The 18,437-nt window shown below is 71.9% G+C and carries 18 protein-coding genes and 1 pseudogene; 7 read left to right on the top strand and 12 right to left on the bottom strand.

Annotated features, from left to right (window positions below; genetic code table 11):
* Positions 1–55 precede the first annotated feature (55 nt).
* The 5 genes from OG504_RS47020 to OG504_RS47000 form a co-directional block, all read right to left on the bottom strand.
* Positions 56–928: a universal stress protein gene (locus OG504_RS47020; protein ID WP_405996600.1), complete on the bottom strand. Its 873-nt coding sequence runs from the start codon at positions 926–928 to the stop codon at positions 56–58.
* A 5-nt stretch (positions 929–933) separates the two neighbouring features.
* Positions 934–1,956 carry a zinc-dependent alcohol dehydrogenase gene (locus OG504_RS47015; protein WP_405995294.1) on the bottom strand — a complete coding sequence of 341 codons (1,023 nt, stop codon included), beginning with the start codon at positions 1,954–1,956 and terminating at the stop codon, positions 934–936.
* 31 nt (positions 1,957–1,987) lie between these two features.
* A complete protein-coding gene (locus tag OG504_RS47010; RefSeq protein ID WP_405995293.1) occupies positions 1,988–2,881 on the bottom strand; it encodes a universal stress protein in 894 nt (297 codons plus the stop codon).
* 148 nt (positions 2,882–3,029) lie between these two features.
* Positions 3,030–3,656 (bottom strand): hypothetical protein, encoded by a 627-nt coding sequence (locus tag OG504_RS47005; RefSeq protein ID WP_405995292.1) that lies wholly within the window; start codon positions 3,654–3,656, stop codon positions 3,030–3,032.
* Positions 3,657–4,181: 525 nt separating this feature from the next.
* On the bottom strand, positions 4,182–4,685 hold the full coding sequence (locus OG504_RS47000; protein ID WP_405995291.1) for a hypothetical protein: 504 nt from the start codon (positions 4,683–4,685) through the stop codon (positions 4,182–4,184).
* A gap of 314 nt (positions 4,686–4,999) precedes the next feature.
* Here OG504_RS47000 and OG504_RS46995 point away from each other — a divergent pair, with 314 nt between their 5' ends.
* From OG504_RS46995 to OG504_RS46985, 3 genes are all read left to right on the top strand, one after another.
* The gene (locus OG504_RS46995; protein ID WP_405995290.1) at positions 5,000–5,464 is read left to right on the top strand and encodes a Crp/Fnr family transcriptional regulator; all 465 of its coding nucleotides are present in this window, start codon (positions 5,000–5,002) and stop codon (positions 5,462–5,464) included.
* A 250-nt stretch (positions 5,465–5,714) separates the two neighbouring features.
* Positions 5,715–6,416 (top strand): response regulator, encoded by a 702-nt coding sequence (locus tag OG504_RS46990; protein ID WP_405995289.1) that lies wholly within the window; start codon positions 5,715–5,717, stop codon positions 6,414–6,416.
* A 133-nt stretch (positions 6,417–6,549) separates the two neighbouring features.
* Positions 6,550–7,539 (top strand): Acg family FMN-binding oxidoreductase, encoded by a 990-nt coding sequence (locus OG504_RS46985; RefSeq protein ID WP_405995288.1) that lies wholly within the window; start codon positions 6,550–6,552, stop codon positions 7,537–7,539.
* A gap of 63 nt (positions 7,540–7,602) precedes the next feature.
* Here the strand turns inward: OG504_RS46985 and OG504_RS46980 are convergent, their stop codons facing one another.
* Positions 7,603–8,451, bottom strand: a complete 849-nt coding sequence (locus OG504_RS46980) for a universal stress protein (protein WP_405995287.1) — start codon at positions 8,449–8,451, stop codon at positions 7,603–7,605.
* Positions 8,452–8,679: 228 nt separating this feature from the next.
* On the opposite strand from OG504_RS46980, the gene OG504_RS46975 reads away from it, so the two are divergent.
* Positions 8,680–9,192, top strand: coding sequence for a universal stress protein (locus OG504_RS46975; RefSeq protein WP_405995286.1), 513 nt, complete (start codon positions 8,680–8,682; stop codon positions 9,190–9,192).
* Between the two features lie 98 nt (positions 9,193–9,290).
* On the opposite strand, the gene OG504_RS46970 is transcribed toward OG504_RS46975, so the two are convergent.
* The 6 genes and pseudogenes from OG504_RS46970 to OG504_RS46945 form a co-directional block, all read right to left on the bottom strand.
* Complete coding sequence (locus OG504_RS46970) at positions 9,291–11,018, bottom strand: GAF domain-containing protein (RefSeq protein WP_405995285.1); 1,728 nt, start codon at positions 11,016–11,018, stop codon at positions 9,291–9,293.
* 763 nt (positions 11,019–11,781) lie between these two features.
* On the bottom strand, positions 11,782–12,408 hold the full coding sequence (locus OG504_RS46965; protein ID WP_405995284.1) for a hypothetical protein: 627 nt from the start codon (positions 12,406–12,408) through the stop codon (positions 11,782–11,784).
* A gap of 156 nt (positions 12,409–12,564) precedes the next feature.
* Positions 12,565–13,377, bottom strand: coding sequence for a universal stress protein (locus OG504_RS46960; RefSeq protein ID WP_405995283.1), 813 nt, complete (start codon positions 13,375–13,377; stop codon positions 12,565–12,567).
* Positions 13,378–14,108: 731 nt separating this feature from the next.
* Complete coding sequence (locus OG504_RS46955; RefSeq protein ID WP_405995282.1) at positions 14,109–14,555, bottom strand: pyridoxamine 5'-phosphate oxidase family protein; 447 nt, start codon at positions 14,553–14,555, stop codon at positions 14,109–14,111.
* Positions 14,556–14,608: 53 nt separating this feature from the next.
* Complete coding sequence (locus OG504_RS46950; RefSeq protein ID WP_405995281.1) at positions 14,609–15,358, bottom strand: helix-turn-helix domain-containing protein; 750 nt, start codon at positions 15,356–15,358, stop codon at positions 14,609–14,611.
* Positions 15,351–15,692: pseudogene (locus OG504_RS46945) on the bottom strand (zinc-binding dehydrogenase); the annotation flags it as partial. The gene OG504_RS46950 and the pseudogene OG504_RS46945, both read right to left, overlap by 8 nt.
* Positions 15,693–15,961: 269 nt before the next feature.
* On the opposite strand from OG504_RS46945, the gene OG504_RS46940 reads away from it, so the two are divergent.
* The 3 genes from OG504_RS46940 (at position 15,962) to OG504_RS46930 (ending at position 18,416) form a co-directional block, all read left to right on the top strand.
* Entirely contained in the window at positions 15,962–16,354 is a 393-nt protein-coding gene (locus OG504_RS46940; protein ID WP_405995280.1) for an STAS domain-containing protein, read from the top strand.
* Positions 16,355–16,479: 125 nt separating this feature from the next.
* The gene (locus tag OG504_RS46935; RefSeq protein ID WP_405995279.1) at positions 16,480–17,058 is read left to right on the top strand and encodes a hypothetical protein; all 579 of its coding nucleotides are present in this window, start codon (positions 16,480–16,482) and stop codon (positions 17,056–17,058) included.
* 92 nt (positions 17,059–17,150) lie between these two features.
* Positions 17,151–18,416: an APC family permease gene (locus OG504_RS46930; protein ID WP_405995278.1), complete on the top strand. Its 1,266-nt coding sequence runs from the start codon at positions 17,151–17,153 to the stop codon at positions 18,414–18,416.
* Positions 18,417–18,437: the final 21 nt, after the last annotated feature.

Genomic DNA, 18,437 nt, shown 5'->3' with positions numbered 1-18,437 from the left:
AGTCGAGTTGGTGACCCGCCGCGGCGCTGAAAGCAGCGGGCGCCCGCCACGCGGCTCATACGCGCTCGGGCACGATGGCGACCGGGCAGGCGGAGTGGTGCAGCACTCCGTGTGCCACCCGGCCCAGTTGGAGCCCGTAGTGCCCGGAGCGGCGCTTGGCTCCGACGACCAGGAGGTCGGCGTCCCGGGAGGCGTCCACGAGGACGGGCCGGGTGTGGCCCTCGACCGTACGGCGGCGTGAGGCGACATCGGTGGGAGCGTCCTGGAGCGCCGCGTCCAGCGCCTCCACCGCCCGCCGCTCGTGCAGTCGGGCGGGTTCGCCGGCCATCAGCGGAAGGTCGGTGGACTCGTGCGCGGGCCAGCGCCAGGCCCGTACGGCCTCCACCTGCACGCCACGTCGCCGTGCCTCCTCGAAGGCGAAGCGCACCGCCGCCGAGCCCGCCGGCTTCTCTCCGACGCCCACGACGATGCGGCCGTGCGTGCCGGTCCTGGCCTGGTTGTCGTGGGTGCCGCGCACGACGACCATCGGGCACTGTGCGTGCCCGGCCACGATCAGGCTCACGGAACCCAGCAGTGCCTCGGCGATGCCGCTGCGGCCGCGGGTGCCCGTCACCAGCAGGGAGGCGCTGCGGCTCTCCCGCACCAGCGCGTACTCGGGTTCCTCCGCCAACACCTCGACACGCACGTCGAGTTCGGGTCGGCGGCGACGTGCCCGGCGTGCGGCGGTGTCGACGATGTCCTCGGCCCTCACCTGCTCGTCGGGCTTGGCGAGGCCCTCGGCGATCGAGGTGCCCTCGTAGCGCTCCCAGAGCGAGGCGTACACCACGCGCAGCGGGACTCCGCGCGACGCGGCCTCGTCGGCCGCCCAGTCGACGGCGCGCAGACTCGGCTCGGAGCCGTCCACGCCCACGACCATGGGGAGTGTCATCGTGGTCACCGCCCCGACGTGAGGTCGAAGACGATCCGGGCCTTGATCTCGCCGCGCAGCACGTCGGCGATGGACTCGTTGACGGTGTCCAGCGACCGGATCTCGTGGATGACCTTCGTGCGGCCCGCCGCGTGGAGCTGGAAGACCTCGGTGAGGTCCTGGCGGGTGCCGACGATCGAGCCGATCACCGAGGTGCCGTTCAGCACGGTGTCGAAGATCGGGACCTGGATCGTGCCGTGCGCGGGCAGAGCGACCATGACGAGCTTGCCGCCGCGCCGCAGACCGGAGTTGACGGCGGCGAACGCGCCCTCGTTCACAGCGAGCGCGATGGCGGCGTGGGCACCGCCGTGCCGCTTGAGAACCTGGCCGACGTCGTCCTTGCGGGCGTCGATGACGAGATCGGCACCGAGTTCCGCGGCCAGTTCGAGCTTCTCGTCGGTGACGTCGATCGCGGCGACGGTGGCCCCGGCGATCTTCGCGTACTGCACGGCCAGGTGCCCGAGCCCACCGACACCGGAGATCGCGACGAGCTGCGCGGGCCGGACGCCGGCGACCTTGAGCGCCTTGTACGTCGTGACACCCGCGCAGGTCAGCGGGGCGGCCTCGATCGCGCTCACGCCGTCGGGCACCGGCTGGGCGAAGTCGGCCCAGGCCAGCATCTTCTCGGCGTACCCGCCGTCGCAGCCGTAACCGGTGTTGACCTGCTGCTCGCACAGCGTCTCCCAGCCCGACAGGCAGTGCTCGCACCGCCCGCAGGCCTTGCCGAGCCACGGCACGGCGACCCGCTGGCCGATGCTCAGGTGGGTGACGCCGTCACCGAGCTTCTCGACGAGGCCGACACCCTCATGGCCGGGCACGAACGGCGGGTTCGGCTTGACGGGCCAGTCGCCGTGCGCGGCGTGGATGTCGGTGTGGCACAGCCCGGAGGCCTCCACACGGACGCGGACCTGACCGGGGCCGGGCTCGGGATCCGGGCGGTCCTCCATGACGAGGGGCTCGCCGAACGCTCGTACAACCGCTGCCTTCATGACTGCTGCTCCTCAGGGGGACGGGGATGGGTCAGTCGTGTGCGACGACGACCACGGGAGCGGTGGAGTGGTGCAGGACGCCGTGCGCGACCGGGCCGATGTGCGCGCCGAGCGCGCCGCGGCGGATCCGGCGACCGATGACGATCAGGGAGGCCTCGCGCGAGGCGTCCACCAGGTGATCGGCGGCGCTGCCGACGCGGGGCTCCAGGGCGACCTCGATGGCGGGGTGCTTCTGGCGCCACGGGCGCAGGGCCTCGGTGAGGGTGTCGGTCTCCTCGCGGGAGATCTCCTCGTGCAGGCCCGCGTCCAGCGCGAGGCCGTAGGCGTAGTACGGCGGGAGGCTCCAGCCGTAGACGACGCGCAGGCCGGCGCCGCGCCGGGCGGCCTCGGCGAACGCGAACTCGATCACCGCGTCGGCCGGGGCATCGGCGTCGAGGCCGAGCACCACGGGCCGGGGTGAAGTGGCGGACGCCGGGTCCATCTCACCCTCGTCGGCGGCCTGTTCGTCGGCGCGGACCAGGACCACGGGCAGTTCGGCGCGCGCCACGACCGCCAGCCCGACGGAACCGACGAGGAAGCCGCCGACCCCGCTCAGCCCACGCGAGCCCAGGACCAGCAGGTCGGCGTCCTTCGCCGCGTCCAGCAGCGCGTCCACGGGCGTACCGGTCACCTGCTCCTCGGTCACGTCCAGGCCGGGGTGACGCAGCCTCAGGCCCTCGCCCGCCTCGCGCGGAATCCGCTCGCTCCAGTGCTGCTGTGTCTCGGCACCCAGCAGCGGGGCCTGGGCCAACGGGTCCGGGACGGGCTCCCAGACATGGACGATCTTCAGCGGCAGACCGCGCAGTTCCGCCTCGCGGGCCGCCCATTCCGCGGCGGCCCGGCTTTCGGGGGAACCGTCGAGACCTGCGACAACACTGCGGATCATGGTTCTTCCTCCTGAACGGGATGTGATTCCAGCTTCGTGTCGTAGGGGTTCCCGCAGCAGGGGCCGCAGGTCCCCGACAGGGGCCGATCGGCCCAATGGACAGCCGGAGGGTGGGCCTCTCGCGAGGGGCCCACCGTTTCTCCTGCGGTCAGCGCAGCCAGGTGTGGTCGCGGACGACGGGCAGCGTGGCCCAGACCTTGCCGAGACCCCAGGTGGCGCCGGCACCCGCAGCCGCGAGGGCGATCAGGACCACGGCGTAGATCAGGTGGTAGTCGACGAACGGGTTCGACGACATGCTCGGCGAGCCGTCAGACAGGTGCTTCGCCGGCGGCCACTCCGCCAGCCACATGAACGCCATCATCGCCGTACCGGCAACAGCGGCCAGCCGCAGCGCGACACCGGAGACGAGTGCGACACCGACGCCCAACAGACCGAGCATGAACAGCCAGTTCACCCAGCCCGCACCCGCCCAGTCATGGAACGTCGACTCCATCGGACCGGCCGCCACGGAACTCAGGAAGCCCTTGGTGGGCGAGCCGCCGTCGATCCAGCCCTTGCCGGACGGGGTCGCGTAACCGAAGCCGAACGTCTTGTCCAGGAACGCCCACAGGAAGACGAACCCGGTCAGCAGGCGCAGGGAGGCGAAGGCGAAGGCACGCGTCGCCGTGGTCGTCGTGGCGGCTGCCGTCACGGCGCCGTCCGTCGCCGAGCCGTTCCTGCGGGACGTGGGCAGGTGGAAGCCGGAGGTGGGGTGCGGGTGCTCGTGCACGGCCATGATCGTGGTCCTTTCGAGGTGTCGGGTCGTTCGGTGCACCCCTGACTCTGGTGCGCCGGGCCGTCCGCCACCTGATGCCGTTGGTCCGTCGGCGCCGGGCTGAACGACCCCTTCGGCAGGGCCGGTTGGGCCTCGTACCGGCGCGGCCTCCGCGGCGAAGGAGCAGCGTGCTGGAGATCAGCGAGGAGGTCGCCCTCGGGTTCCGGTCGGTGTGTCCCGTCCCTGAACGGCCGGGCAGGCATTCGGCCGCTGGACCACGCAGCCGGTTCTCGCGGGGCGGGGCTCCGTGTGCGGCATCGCCCTTCGGTCGTTGACAGGCAACGGCGATTCCGGCGGCCGTTGGCTCCATGGCGCGCTGCGCGGCGCCCGGGGGTGGAGAGCGTTGCTGCCGAGGCGTGACGACGATGCGCGTGTGCGGGTGAGCGACCCACGAAACAGGGCTCCCCGGCAGCGGAGTACGTCGCTCCGGGCGTCCCCCGCGCGATGAGCCCTACGCCGGGAGGGCAGCCCCTCATACGCCGAGTTCTACGCCGAGATCCCCGCGGGCAACCGCCCGGAGTTCCTCCGTCGGCGGTAAGCAGCCACCGGCACCTTGGCGAACAAGCCGGCGAAGGCGAGCGGAATCAGCGGGGAGAGAGCGCGGCCCAGCCGGTTCCAGTCGCCCTGGTCCACCGGCACCCAGGAGCCCCACGGCTCCTCGGCCACTTTCACGGGCGCGCCGAAGACGGGCTCGGAGGAGAAGCCGGTCGCCGTGATCCAGCGTGTCCCGCCGCCGGAGGCCTGCGCCGGATCCACGAACCCCTTGCAGTCGAGGTCGGGGTGATCGCCGCCCCGGGATGTCGTGCCCGGCTCGGACGCCTCGCAGTCCGTGACCCGAATGGTCAGCTGCTGCCCGACCAGCCCCAGGCGTCCGACGGCCGAGACGGCCAGGTAGACGGCGACGCCGAAGAGGGAAAGAGCGATCACACCCCAGAGGACGGTCCCGATGACCTGCTTCCGCCCCGTGCGCACCGCGCTCTGCTTGATCACCGTCCGATCGTACGAACCCACCGCCGGGAGGCCGACGGCACCCCTGTTTCCGGGAGGCAACCCGGTACGTGCGGACCACCGGTGCCCCGACGGCCGTTGCGGTGTCCGGCGGACGCGCATCCGCAGCACCAGCGCGTCGAGTGCGGCGCTGACCCGATTTCATCGAACCGCCGGCAGCGCGGTGGCACAGAGCGCCCTGAGGCTCTTCCGGGGCACCGGTCGGCCCGGTCCGCGGGCCGGGTGGCCCATGGCCCGTCGGGACACACGGGCGGACGCTGGAAGCGGTAGGGACACACGCTTTCCGGAGGTACGCCATGAACGCTTCCCCGACCATGAGCATGCCGCGGGCCCTGCACCCGGAGCACTGCGAACAGCTGATGAAGCTCGCCCGCGAGGTGTCGATCCCGCAAGGCACCCGGCTCTTCCAGGAGGGCGCCCGCGCCGACCGGTTCTGGATCATCCGCACCGGCACGATCGCCCTCGACATGCACGTGCCCGGCCGTCAGGCCGCCGTCATTGAGTCGCTGGGACACAACGAACTCGTCGGCTGGTCCTGGCTGTTCGGCCCGCACACCTGGCACCTGGGCGCCGAGGCGACAACGCCGGTACGGGCCTGGGAGTTCGACGCCACGGCCGTACGCACGCTGTGCAAGGACGATCCCGCGCTCGGCGTGCACGTCTTCCAGTGGGTGGGCGACATCGTGGCCCACCGGCTCCGCTCGGCCCGCACCCGGCTGCTGGACCTGTACGGCCCGTACGGCAGCGGCGGCATGCGGTGACCGTGCGAGCTCAAGGGCGTCGTCAGCCGGGCCGACCTGCTGAACGTGTTCCTCCGGGACGATGAGGAGATCGCGGAGGAGACACGGCGCGAGGCCCGGGACGGTGTCGTGCGGCTCAGCGGCCAGGTGCGGGACACGGCACGAGGGCCGGTTGGGCCGGTCGGCCCTAGTGCTTCGGGGCCGGGCGCGTGATGATCGAGGTCACGGACGGCCCGCAGTCCGTTCACACTCCGGGGAACGAGGCGTCGAGATGGCCGAGGCACACACCTTCACCGCACAGAACCCGATCCGCGTCTTCCTGCTGGACGACCATGAGGTCGTCCGGCGCGGTCTGTCCGACCTGCTGGACGCCGAGGAGGACATCTCGGTGGTCGGCGACGCCGAGAACGTCGAACACGCCCTGGTACGAGCCCCCGCGGTGCGCCCGCACGTCGCCGTCCTGGACGTACGCCTCCCCGACGGCGACGGCATCACCGTCTGCCGCGAACTGCGGGACCGTATGCCGGAGTTGGCCGTACTGATGCTCACCTCGTTCGACGACGAGGACGCCCTGCTCGACGCCATCATGGCCGGGGCGTCCGGCTACGTGCTCAAGCAGATCAAGGGCTCCGACCTGGTCTCGGCGGTACGCACCGTCGCCTCCGGCCAGTCGATGCTCGACCCCGCGACAACGGCCCGCCTGATGCGCTCCCTGCGCGCAGAACCGGCCCAAGTCCCGCAGATGGCACCGGAGTTGGCGAGCCTGTCGCCGCGTGAGCGGGAGATCCTCGCGCTGATCGGGGACGGGCTCACCAACCGCGAGATCGGCAAGCGGCTCTACCTGTCGGAGAAGACCGTCAAGAACCACATCTCCCGGCTCCTCGCCAAGCTCGGCGTCCAGCGCCGCGTACAGGCCGCCGTCCTCGCCTCGCACCTGGAACAGTCCGAGTCCGGCGACCGTTCGGGCGGCTGACCCGCGCGCCGGGCCTTCCGGCCCGCCCCGGGGCCGTACGGCCCCTCCCCCGGACCTCCCCGCAGCGACCACGCTGGACAGGAACAGCCACCGGCCCGGCCGCCGTTCGGGCACGGGGCGGGGAGGAGACCCCATGTCCAGCACGGTGCTCGACGTCCCGACCCTCGAGACGCTGATCTCGGCATCCGTCGCCGCGCCCTCGATCCACAACACCCAGCCCTGGCGCTTCCGGCTCGACCCGGACACGGTCACTCTGGAGATCCGGGCCGTGGCGGAACGCGGCCTGCGGCACACCGACCCGACGGGACGCGCCCTGCACATCTCGGTCGGCTGCGCGCTGTTCAACCTGCGCGTCGCGGTCGCCCACTGCGGCTGGGAGCCCGTGACCCGACGCCTCCCCCGGCCCGACGAACCCGACCTGCTGGCCACCGTACGACTCGCCGGAACCACCCGCCCGCCCACAGCGCCGAAACTGTACGACGCTCTGTGGCGCCGGCACAGCAGCCGCTTCCCGTTCTCCGACCGGCCGGTTCCCGCCTCCGTACTGACCGAACTGTCCGAGGCCGCCCACGCGGAGGGCGCCGTGCTGGACCTCCCCGGCCCCATGCAGACCGACCGGCTGCTACGGCTGACGCGGGAGGCGGAGCAGCGCAACACCGCGGACACCGGCCGGGCCGTGGAGAGCCGTCGCTGGGTCCATCCTCCCGACGCCGATTCGCTCGGCATGCCGCCGGAGGCGATCGGTCCGCAGGACTCCCGGGAGCGGATACCCGTCCGGGACTTCCGCGCCCACCGGCACCCGACGGCACTCGCCGCCCGCCCCTTTGAGAAGCGGCCCTCCATCGCCGTACTGTCGACACCGCACGACCGCCGCACGGACTGGCTGCGCGCCGGTGAGGCGCTCGAACGCGTCCTGCTGGTGGCCACCGCCCACGGCGTGCGGGCATCCCTGCTGCACCAGTCTCTGGAGTGGCCGGACCTGCGCGAGCAACTCATTGACGGCCGACGGGAGTTCGCGCAGATGGTGTTCCGCCTCGGCTACGGCCCGCAGGGGCCCGTCTCACCACGCCGTACGGCACGTCAGGTGCTGGCGGAGGACACACGGCTCGCCCCGCACACCTGAAATGACCGGTAGAACGCCGCCTGGCGTTCTACCGGTCACTCGTTCCGCGGCCCTCCGCGAGGGCTAGCAGCGGACGAGGGCGACGGGGCAGTCCGCCTCGTGCAGCGCGGTCTGGCTGACCGGGTCCAGCGGAAGGCGCGCGAACCGGAACCGGTCGCGGACGCCGACCACCAGGAGCTGGCTGTCCGCGCTGGCCTCGACGAGGGCCCGGCGGGACCGACCGTGCAGCCGGCGGCAACGCAGGGGGACGTCCGGGTACCGCTCTCGCAGTTCGGACAGCGCCTCGGTGAGCGCGACGTCCTCCTCGTCCCCGGTGCCGGCCGGGGCGGGCCCGCCGTAGGGACGGGTGGCGGAGATGTTCCGCAGTTGTACGGAGACCAGGTCGGCTCCGCGTGCCGAGGCCTCGGCGAAGGCGAATTCGGCGGCTCCGCGCAGCGTCGACGTGCCGTGGACCACGAGCAGCACCGGGCCCACCGGGTTCGGCCTGCCGCGCACCACCAGCAGCGGACCGGACACACACGCGGACAGGTGCCCGGCGACCGAGCTGGCACCCAGGGTGCCGCGGCCGCGTGCGCCGTCGTTTCCGACGACGGTCATCGAGGCGGTGCGCGACTCGCGCTCCAGTACGGTCCCCGGCTCGCCGACGAGGACTCCGCGCGAGATCCTCACGCGCGGTGCGGCACCACGGGCGCGCCGCTCGGCCTCGGCGAGCACACCACTCGTCGCCGCGTGGCCACCCGTCGCGTCCGCCTCCCACGAGGGAATTCCGAACCGCCCGGCTCCGGGCGGCCAGCCGACCGCCTGCGTCAACTCCAGGTCGACCCCCAGCCGTTCGGCCTCCCGTGCGGCGAATTCCACCACCGCCAGATTCGACCGCGAACCGTCCACTCCCACGACCACCGGGCCACTCATCACAGTCCACCCCTCTCCAGGCACCCTCCCCGGACGGAAGAAGCGCTCCACCGGACCCAGACTCGTGCCGCCCACCGCGTACCCACAGGGGCCGGACGGACCCCTTCGTCCCACCGACCGGCCCTCCCCTCAACTCCCCCCCGGCCAACGCCAGGGGACCGTCGGCCCACGCCACGGCGGCCGTGTCCGGGCCACTGTGGTGACAGGAGACCGAACAGGGAGGCTGCCATGACCGAACGCACCGACGGCAACGGCATCGTGGTGGGTGTGGACGGATCGGAGGCGTCGAAGGCCGCCCTGCGCTGGGCGGCCGAGCAGGCAACAGTCCGGCACACGGACCTCGTCGCCGTGCACGCCTGGGAACCGGCGGCGAGCGGACACGCGCCCTACGCTCCGGTGCCCGCCGGCCCGACCGTCGCTCAGGAACACGAGCAGGCCGCGCAGGTCCTCGCCGCCACCGTGCGCGAGGCCCTGGGACCCCGGACCGGCGATGCCGTTCTCCGGGTCGTGGTGGAGGGACCGCCCGCACGCGTACTGCTCCAACAAGCCCGCGGCGCCCTGCTGTTGGCCCTGGGACGCAAGGCACACGGGAACTTCGGAATGCCCTCGGTCGGCCCGGTGGGCCGTGAGTGCCTGCGGCACGCGACGGTCCCCGTGGTGACCGTGCCGGTCGCGGACCGGTCCCAGGAGCCGGCGAAACCCGTCAACCCGCCTTCGCTGGCCGGGAGTCGAGCCTGCTAGTGCCGCGAACGGCCGGAAGACCGACCGGAAGGCGGCTGGTGCCGACTCTGCCGGACTCCGCGATCTCCCTTGCGGCAGGCAGCGGACTCGCCCGGCTCCTACTTCCCGTTCACCGGTACCTTCCACACCAGCGCGGTGCCGCCGCCCTGCGGAGTGGTCCACTCCAGGTCTCCGCCCAGTTGCCGGGCCCGTTCCTCCATGTTCCGCAGCCCGCTGCGTCGGCCCTCGGCCGGGATGCCCACGCCGTTGTCGGTGACCGACAGGGACACCTCCCGGCCGTCGGTCACCAGGGCCACATCGGCGCGGCCGGCGTGTGCGTGCCGGGCGATGTTGGTCAGCGCCTCGGAGAGCACGGCGATCACGTGGTCGGCGATCTCCCGCGGCACGTCGGTGTCGACCAGGCCCTCCATCCGGACGCTGGGCGCGAAGCCGAGCACGGGTGAGGCTTCGCCGGCCGCGCGCACGACACGGGCCCGCAGTCCCGTCCCGGCGCCGCCGTCACGCGCACGCAGGCCGAAGATCGTCGACCTGATGATCTTGATCGTCTCGTCCAGGTCGTCCACCGCCCGCGCCACGCGTTCGGAGGCCTCCTCGTGCTCGATGAAACGGCCGGCGCTCTGCAGGGTCATACCGGTGGCGAACAGCCGTTGGATGGCCAGGTCGTGCAGGTCGCGGGCAATGCGGTCGCGGTCCTGAAGCACGGCGATCTTCTCGGCGTCCAGGCGGCGGTCGGCCAGTTCCATCGCTACGGCCGCCTGCGCGGCGAAGGCCTGAAGGGTCTCGGTCTCCGTCGCCGAGAAGGGCTGCCGCCCCGCTTCCCGTGCCAGCAGGACCACGCCGCGCACGCCCGCCTCGCCCGTGCCGATGGGTACGGCCACAGCGGGGCCGAGTCCCCCGAAACGCGGTGGGTCCAGCGAGATGCGGCCGTCGTTGCCCACGTCCGCGCTGGTGACGGGGGTGGCGCGGGCGAAGGCCAGCCCCATCAGGCTGCGGTCCAGGGACAGGACGAGCCCCTGATGCGCCTCGGCGTCCATCCCGACGGCGATCTCCACGGCGAGTGACCCGGTGTCCTCCATCGGCAGGGCCACCGCCGCGAGGGCCGATCCCGTGAGCTCGCCGGCCCGCTCGGCGATCAGGGCGAGGACGTCGGTCCGCGCACCGCCGGACATCAGCCCGTGGGTGATCTCCGCGTTGGCCTGCAGCCAGCGCTCGCGCAGCCGGGACTCCTCGTACAGACGGGCGTTGTCGATCGCTACACCGGCTGCCACCGCCAGCGTCGACAGCACCGACTCGTCGTCCTCGTCGAACTGCACGCCGCCGCGCTTCTCGGTCAAGTACAGGTTGCCGAAGACCTGTTCACGCACCCGGATCGGGACACCGAGGAAGCTGTTCATCGGCGGGTGGTGGGCCGGGAAGCCGTACGAGGAGGAGTGCTGGGAGATCTTCGCGAGCCGCAACGGCTCGGGGTGGCGGATCAGTTCGCCCAGAATGCCGTGACCCTGTGGGTAGGGGCCGATCTCGGCGATCTGCCCCTCGGTGACGCCGACGGTGTGGAAGGCCGACAGCGCCTTGCCGTCCGGGGTGATCACGCCGAGCGCGGCGTACTCGGCGTCGACCAGGACCGCCGCCGCCTCCACGATGCTGTACAGAGCCTGTTCCAGGTCCAGCTCCCGGCCGACCGAGAGGACCGCCTCCAGCAGGCTGTGCACCCGGTCGCGCGTACCCCGAGCCGTGTCCAGGCGGGCCTGCAGCTCCTCCAGCAGCTCGTCCATCTTCAGCTGCGGCAGCCGGACGCGGGCCACCCGGGACTCCTCAGGGCTTCCCACCGGTGATCCTCCACATCCCCTAAACACGCCGCCGGCCTACCGCTCCGGTCATGTGCCACGGTAGCCGCCCCAAGGCGGTGGGGATACGGGATCACGCCCCTGGAGGGAATGTTCCGGGACCGAGAACTCCACCGGTTGCCCTCTCCTCGGACGGTCCCCGCCCTGAGTAGCGACAACCGCCTGACCGCACCGCTCGACGCCGTACAGATACTCGCAGCCGTGGTCGGCCGGGGCCGAGATCCGGATGGGGAGCGATCTTCTCGTCGTCGATGCGCGGGAAGCGAGCGCATACGAACTGGCGGACCCGTTGCGACCCGCTGGTGCGCCGGGCGGACAAGGGCCCGCAGGTCGGCCACGCTGCCCTGTGGCGCGGGGGCCCGGGGGCCCGGGGGCCCGCGGACGGTCGGCAGGATTCGTGAGGCACTCTCCGCACGAGGGGAAAGACCGCCCATGGCAGGGCAGTTGGACAGCCGTCCCCCTCAGGCGCGGGCGGGGAGAAGGGTTCCGCGAGAAGCCGCACCGTCAGTGAAGCGGCGCCGCGCCCGACAACCTCGAAGGCGAACTCGGTTGCGGCGTCGTGGAGTTCGCCACGATCGAGATCGAGTACGACTTCCCAGTACGAAGGAGTGTCTCTCAGGCGGCCCGGTAGGCAGCGGCGAGGCGTTCGGGCGAGCCGTCGAGGCGGACGGTGACGGCACACGAACGACCGGGGTGCCACCGCCAGTTGACGGTGGTACCCCGGTCGCGACAGGCATCCGGCCTTCTACTTCAGCCAGGTGTGGTCGCGGACGACGGGCAGCGTGACCCAGAGCTTCCCGAGACCCCAGGTGGCGCCGGCACCCGCAGCCGCGAGGGCGATCAGGACCACGGCGTAGATCAGGTGGTAGTCGACGAACGGGTTCGACGACATGCTCGGCGAGCCGTCAGACAGGTGCCTCGCCGGCGGCCACTCCGCGATCCACATGAACGCCATCATCGCCGTACCGGCAACAGCGGCCAGCCGCAGCGCGACACCGGAGACGAGTGCGACACCGACGCCCAACAGACCGAGCATGAACAGCCAGTTCACCCAGCCCGCACCCGCCCAGTCGTGGAACGTCGACTCCATCGGCCCCGCCGCCACCGAACTCAGGAAGCCCTTCGTCGGCGAACCACCATCGACCCACCCCTTACCGGACGGAGTCGCATAACCAAACCCGAACGTCTTGTCCAGGAACGCCCACAGGAAGACGAACCCGGTCAGCAGACGCAGAGACGCGAACGCGTAGGCACGCACCGCAGTGGTCGTCGCCGTCGTGTCGATGGGGGCGGTGGCCTGTGCCGTTCCGGTCCGGTGGAGTGACGGGAAGCGGAATCGCGGGTGGTGTTGGGGGTGGTTCTGGACTGCCATGATGCTCATCCCTTTCGAGGGAACGATGCTGGGAATTCGACGACTCTCGTTGCGCCCTCAATGTCTCGCGGCGGGCGGTGGCGGGAGAGGGGCTGCAGGTCCCCGGCCGAGGGCCCGAACGGCCCTGTCCGCGGGGTCACTTGGCGGTGGGCACCACTACGACGGGCAGTGGGAGCGGTGCAGCAGGGTGTGCGCCACCGGGCTCAACCGCGGGCCGAAACGGGGGGTGCGGTGGTGCGCGCCGACGACCACGACGGCACAGTCACGCGTGGCCTCAAGGAGGGCCTGCGCCGGCCCGGTGCGGACCGTGCGGCTCTCGACCTGGATACCGGGGTGCCGCTCGCTCAGCCGGGCCAGGCCGAAGCCCGGTACGGACCCCTCCGCCCTTCCCTGTTGGGCGAGTTGCTCCTGGCCAGGGCCCATCGCCGGGGCCAGTGAGGGCAGTTCGGGGGTGACGTGCCGGTGGGTCCAGGGGTGCAGGACGTGCAACGGGACAGCGCGCCGCTCGGCCTCCTGGAACGCGTAGAGCGCCGTGACCTCGTCCCGGTCGCCCTCGAGGCCGAGCAGCACGGGTCGGCCATCGTCACAGCGATGGTCGCCGCGGACGACGAGCAACGGGCTGTGCACCTGCGCGGCCAGCCGCAGACTCACCGAGCCGAACAGCAGGCCGGCGATGCCGCCCATGCCCCGGGTCCCCACGACGGTGAGATCCGCACCCTCGCTCTCCCGCACGAGCGTGCGCACCGGGCCGCCGACGGCATCCTTGGTCACCACCGACAGCTCGGGGTGACGTGCGCGGACCCGCGTGACCGCGGACGCCAGGACCGGTCCGGCCTCGTCGCTGTCGGGCACGGCGTACACGACGACCAGTTCGACGCCTCGGCGCGAGGCTTCGTCCGTGGCCCAGTCCAGCGCCCGCACCGAGATCAGTGAACCGTCCACTCCGACGACCACATGATGGAGAGTCATGTCCCGTTTCCCTTCTGGCTGTTACGTACTCACCGCGTTCGGCGGGAAGGGGCCGCCAAGACGCACAACGGCTCCGCTGGCGATGCTCGTCCCGCACGGACGGACCGGGTCAGGGGCCACGAGAACCTGCCGACACGCCGTACGGCCCCTTCTCGTGGGGCCGTACGGTCCAGGCGTTGGGCCATGACCACGGCTCTGCGTAGTGGTGCGCGTGGTGCGGGGCTGGATTCGGTGTCGGTCGGGTTTCGCTCAGCCCGCGCTACTCGATGTCGGACGGACGGACCGCAGTACCGGCGCCGACATGACCACCATCGCGGCGGCCGGTCCCGCACGAGGCGCCCCTGCAGTTGTCACGGGCCCTGCGGAAACGCACGCTGCCGTACCAGGGGCGGTCGGTCACTCCGCAAGGTTCGCCAACTCTCCGGAAGGTGGCCTGACCGGCAACGGTTCGATCGGCTGCACACGGTATTCGTCTGTCTGCTCTCTTGAGCCCGGCGTGGCAGGTCCACGCCCCGCACCCCACCGGACGTCCGCACGCCCCCGCTCCGCTACCCGCCCACCATCCTTCTCCCGCCGCAGCCGTGACTGCGTGGGCCCGGGAGGCGCGAAGCGCTGCTGATGCCACTGCTCCACGGCGGGCCACGGCGCTCGCGGCCGTCTGGGGGCAGGCAGCGGACTTCTTCGTACCGGAGCCACCTGCGCACCCGTCGCCGGAGAATCGGGCCCGGTCATCAGGTGGCGCTGGTGAGGTCCACCCCGTACAGCGAACGCCCGCCGACGAGTTCACGTCCCGTCACCAACTCGGGCTCGACGCGCACGAAGACCTCCTGGGGCGAGGGCACCCAGGAGGACGGCCCGGTTCGGGTCAGGCGTTCGTGCTCGGCCGGGTCGGTCACCACGGTGGCCGGCCCGGTGACGACGACGCTCCAGCCGGAGTGCGCGACGGCATCGACCTCGTCGGCCTCGAAGGCGACCACCGAGCCGTCGATCGCGCGCACCAGCTCCGAGGCCGCGGAGGTGCACAGCAGCACCGCCCCGTCGTGGTCCAGGGAGAAGTTCACGGGCAGGACGGCGGGCAGGGCCTGGCGGGTGTGGACGATGCGGCCGACGAGTGCCTTGGCCAACAGGCGCAGGCATTCGTGTCGTTCCAGTTCGCGGAATCCGTCGTTGGAGTACATCAGCCAGTCCGTCTCTCGCCCTGGGCGCGGGTCTGCGGGTCTGCGTATGGGTGTCACTCCATGTTTCGCCCCGCGGGGTCGGCGGGTGAGGGGCCATCAGTCCCGCCCGCTTCGGCGAACGTCCCCTGGCGCGTGGTGATCCGACGTCCGGTGAGGCTCAGCGCGTCGATACGGACCCACTCCTGGCGTGGACCACCGGCCCACGGCGTGCTGAACGCGTGTTCCGTCAGCCGCCGTACGTCGTCCGGGTCGGTCACCGTCCGAGCCCGGCCGAGCGCCAGCACGCTCCAGCCTTCGCTGAACGCCTCGTCGATACGGTCGATCTCGAAGGTCACCTGGCAGCCCGCCGCCCGGGATGGCATCGCACCGGGAGCGGTCCGATACACGATCGCGCCGTCGACCACGCTGTAGTTGACGGGGACGATGACGGGTCCCGAAACGGTGGGTATCGCGACCCTGCCCACCCCGTGCGTCGACAGCAGCTCGCGGCACTCCTGGACGGTCAGCTCGGTGAACTCGGGGTCGGAGCCGGCTCGCCCCTGGCCGGGCGTCCGGTCGCTGTCGCCTCCGGCGAGGTCGGTCACGGTTGTGTGCAGGACGGCGGCGAGACTGAGGAGAACACTCCGGCCCGGCGCGGCACCGGGAAACTCCTCCAGGTACTCGAGGTAGCTCGCCGCCACCCCCGCCCGGTCGGCCGTCTCCTCCCGGGAGAGGTCAAGTGCCGTGCGCCGTACGGCGATCCGGCGTCCGAGGTCACCCACGGGTGAGCCCTCTGTCATGTTCAGCGGGAACGGGTCAGGCATGGCTGGTCACGTCCTTTCGTCCTGCCGCCTCGACGGCGGCCTCCTCGTGCCGGGTCCCGCCGAGCACCATTTCGAGGGCGCCGGTGTCGGCCGCCATGCGCAGCAGGGTGGGTGTGGAATGGGTGTCGACCAGGCCGGTGGTGATGGTGACGTTCCTGATCCACAGGTCTTCGAGGTGCAGGATCGCGGGCTTGCCGTGCACGCCTACGTCGGCGACGTGGCCGCCGGGGCGCACGATGCGGGTGCGCAGTTCGAAGGTCTCGGGGACGCCGGCCGCCTCAGTGACGATGTCGGCGCCGAGCACGTCGGTGGCGTCCTTGATGCGGGGATCCGGGACGGTGTCCCAGGAGGACTGTCCCGGTCCGTGGAAGACGAAGCCCTTCATGACGCTCCTTCCCCATTCCCGTTCGGTCGACTGCCTCCGTCTGTCCAGCGTGTCCGAGGCCGTCTGTCCTGGCTTGGGCCGGTCGGCCCTCATCGCCCGGCCGGACGGGGCCGTTGCGGCCGGGCGTCAGCGGAGTGGGCCGAACAGCCCATATCGAACAGTTGGGCGGGTCCGGTCGGCCCTTCCGTGCGGGACCACTCGGCCGGTTGGCTCGCACCATGACCGAGATCCACACCACCGCCGCCCTGCGCTCCTCGGAACGTGTGATCGCCGGGACGACCGTCGTGGCACTGCGCGGCGAGATCGACCTCCTCACGGCGCAGCCGCTGTCGGCACGCCTGGACATGCTGACCGCTGGCCCCCGCCCCGATCTCGTACTGGACCTGCGCGCCCTGTCGTTCGTCGACTGTGCCGGGTTGGGCGTGCTGTGCCGGGCCCGGAACCGGACAGCGGCCCGGGGCGGACGGCTCCGGTTCGTCACCGGTGACACCGGCTTCCTGCGGATACTCCGCCACGCCCAGCTCGGCGGCGTCTTCGAGATCCACGCCCGGCTGTCGAACGCCCTGGCCGCCGGGCCGGAGTCCGGCGGCGCATCCGCGGCAGCGGGCTGAACGGCCCACCCGTGCTCGGAACGCGGTGCCAATTGGGCATCCCTCGGCCCCTGTTCGGCCCAAGCGACGCCATGTTCCCGGCTGACACCGTCGACTCGGCGACCACGACAAGGAGGTGCGGACTCATGGGCAGGAACAGGCGGACGAAGAAGCGGCTGTGGCGGTTGCGGAGCAACCCGTTGCGCCGGCACGACGACATCGTCGAGGTCTGGATCGTCCTGGCCGTGTGGGCGGTCGTCGCGGTAGGTGGCACGATCGCCGGCCTGGTGACGTCCCACTCCGCCGACGAGGTGTTCGCCGCGCAGCGCACCGAGCGGCACTCCGTGCAGGCGGTACTCCTCGCGGACACCCCGTCCCCCACCACGCGAGTCGGATCCCGCGACCTGATCAAGGCGAAGGTCCGCTGGACGACCGCTGACGGCACCAGCCGTACGGGCAGCGCGCTGGTGGAGTCGGGGCAGAAGGCCGGATCCAAGGTCGTGGTCTGGGTGGACTCCGCAGGCAACTCCACCGTCGCACCGCCGAGTTGGAAGGAGGCGAGTCTCGAATCCGCCGTCCTGGGCCTGACCGCCGCGCTCGCCTTCACCGGTCTGGCCTTCGGCACCGGCGCCGTCGCGCGCTACCGGCTGGACCGGCGCCGTATCGACTCCTGGGGTACGGAGTGGGGCCTGGTGGGGCCGAGTTGGGGTCGCAAGACGGGCTGACGCCCGGCACGCGACACAGTAGGACCATGCCTCTCCGGCAGTGCCCCTCTCCTCCTCGGCTACCGTGCGCCGAGTACGAGGAGGAGCAGGCGATGAACGCGGACAGGGCCCCGGCGGGCACGGGTGGGATGAAGCGGCGTCTGGACGTGTCCGATGCCGTGGTGATCGGTCTGGGGTCGATGATCGGGGCCGGGATCTTCGCGGCCCTCGGCCCGGCGGCCGACGCCGCCGGTTCGGGGCTGCTGCTCGCTCTGACCCTGGCCGCCGTCGTGGCCTACTGCAACGCGACGTCCTCGGCACGGCTCGCCGCCCGCTACCCGCAGTCCGGCGGTACCTACGTCTACGGCCGCGAACGCCTCGGCGACTTCTGGGGCTACCTGGCCGGCTGGGCGTTCGTGGTCGGCAAGACGGCCTCGTGCGCGGCCATGGCCCTCACCGTCGGCGCCTATCTCTGGCCCGGCCAGACCCACGCGGTGGCCGTGGCCGCCGTGGTCGCGCTGACCGCGGTGAACTACACCGGGGTGCAGAAGTCCGTCCTCCTCACCCGCGCCATCGTCACGGTCGTCCTGGCCGTGCTCGCCGCCGTGATCGTCACCGCCCTGACCTCCATCCACGCGGACACCGCACGGCTGGCCATCGGCTCGGACACCACCGTCGCCGGACTGCTCCAGGCCGCGGGCCTGCTCTTCTTCGCCTTCGCCGGCTACGCCCGTATCGCCACCCTCGGCGAGGAGGTCCGCGATCCCGCCCGTACGATCCCGCGTGCCATCCCGATCGCACTCGGGATCACCCTCGCCGTCTACGCCCTGGTCGCCGTCGCCGTCCTGGCGTTGCTGGGTCCGCACGTTCTGGCGGGCGCCACCGCCCCGCTGTCGGACGCCGTGCGCGCGGCGGGCGCCGACCGGCTGGTGCCGGCCGTCCGTATCGGCGGCGCTGTCGCCGCGCTCGGCTCACTGCTCGCACTGATCCTCGGGGTCTCCCGCACCACCCTCGCGATGGCCCGGGACCGGCACCTGCCGCACGCCCTGGCCGCCGTCCACCCCCGCTTCGGTGTTCCCCACCGCGCCGAACTCGCGGTCGGCGCGGTGGTCACCGTCCTCGCCGCGACCACGGACGTACGCGGTGCGATCGGCTTCTCCTCCTTCGGCGTCCTGGCCTACTACGCCATCGCCAACGCCTCCGCCTGGACCCTCACCGAGGAAGAAGGCCGTCCGAACCGCCTCGTCCCCGCCATCGGCCTGACCGGCTGCGCGACCCTCGCCTTCGCCCTGCCCGCGAGCACCGTCGTCTCCGGCACCGCGGTCCTCGTCCTCGGGGCTGCGCTCTACGGCCTACGAAAGGTCACGACCGGCCACTGAGCCGGACTGTCCGCGGTCGGG

This window comes from Streptomyces sp. NBC_00986 (assembly GCF_045162565.1).
Taxonomy (GTDB): Bacteria; Actinomycetota; Actinomycetes; order Streptomycetales; family Streptomycetaceae; genus Streptomyces.
Note: the sequence above shows the minus strand (reverse complement) of the source record. Positions and strands in the feature narration are given on the sequence as shown.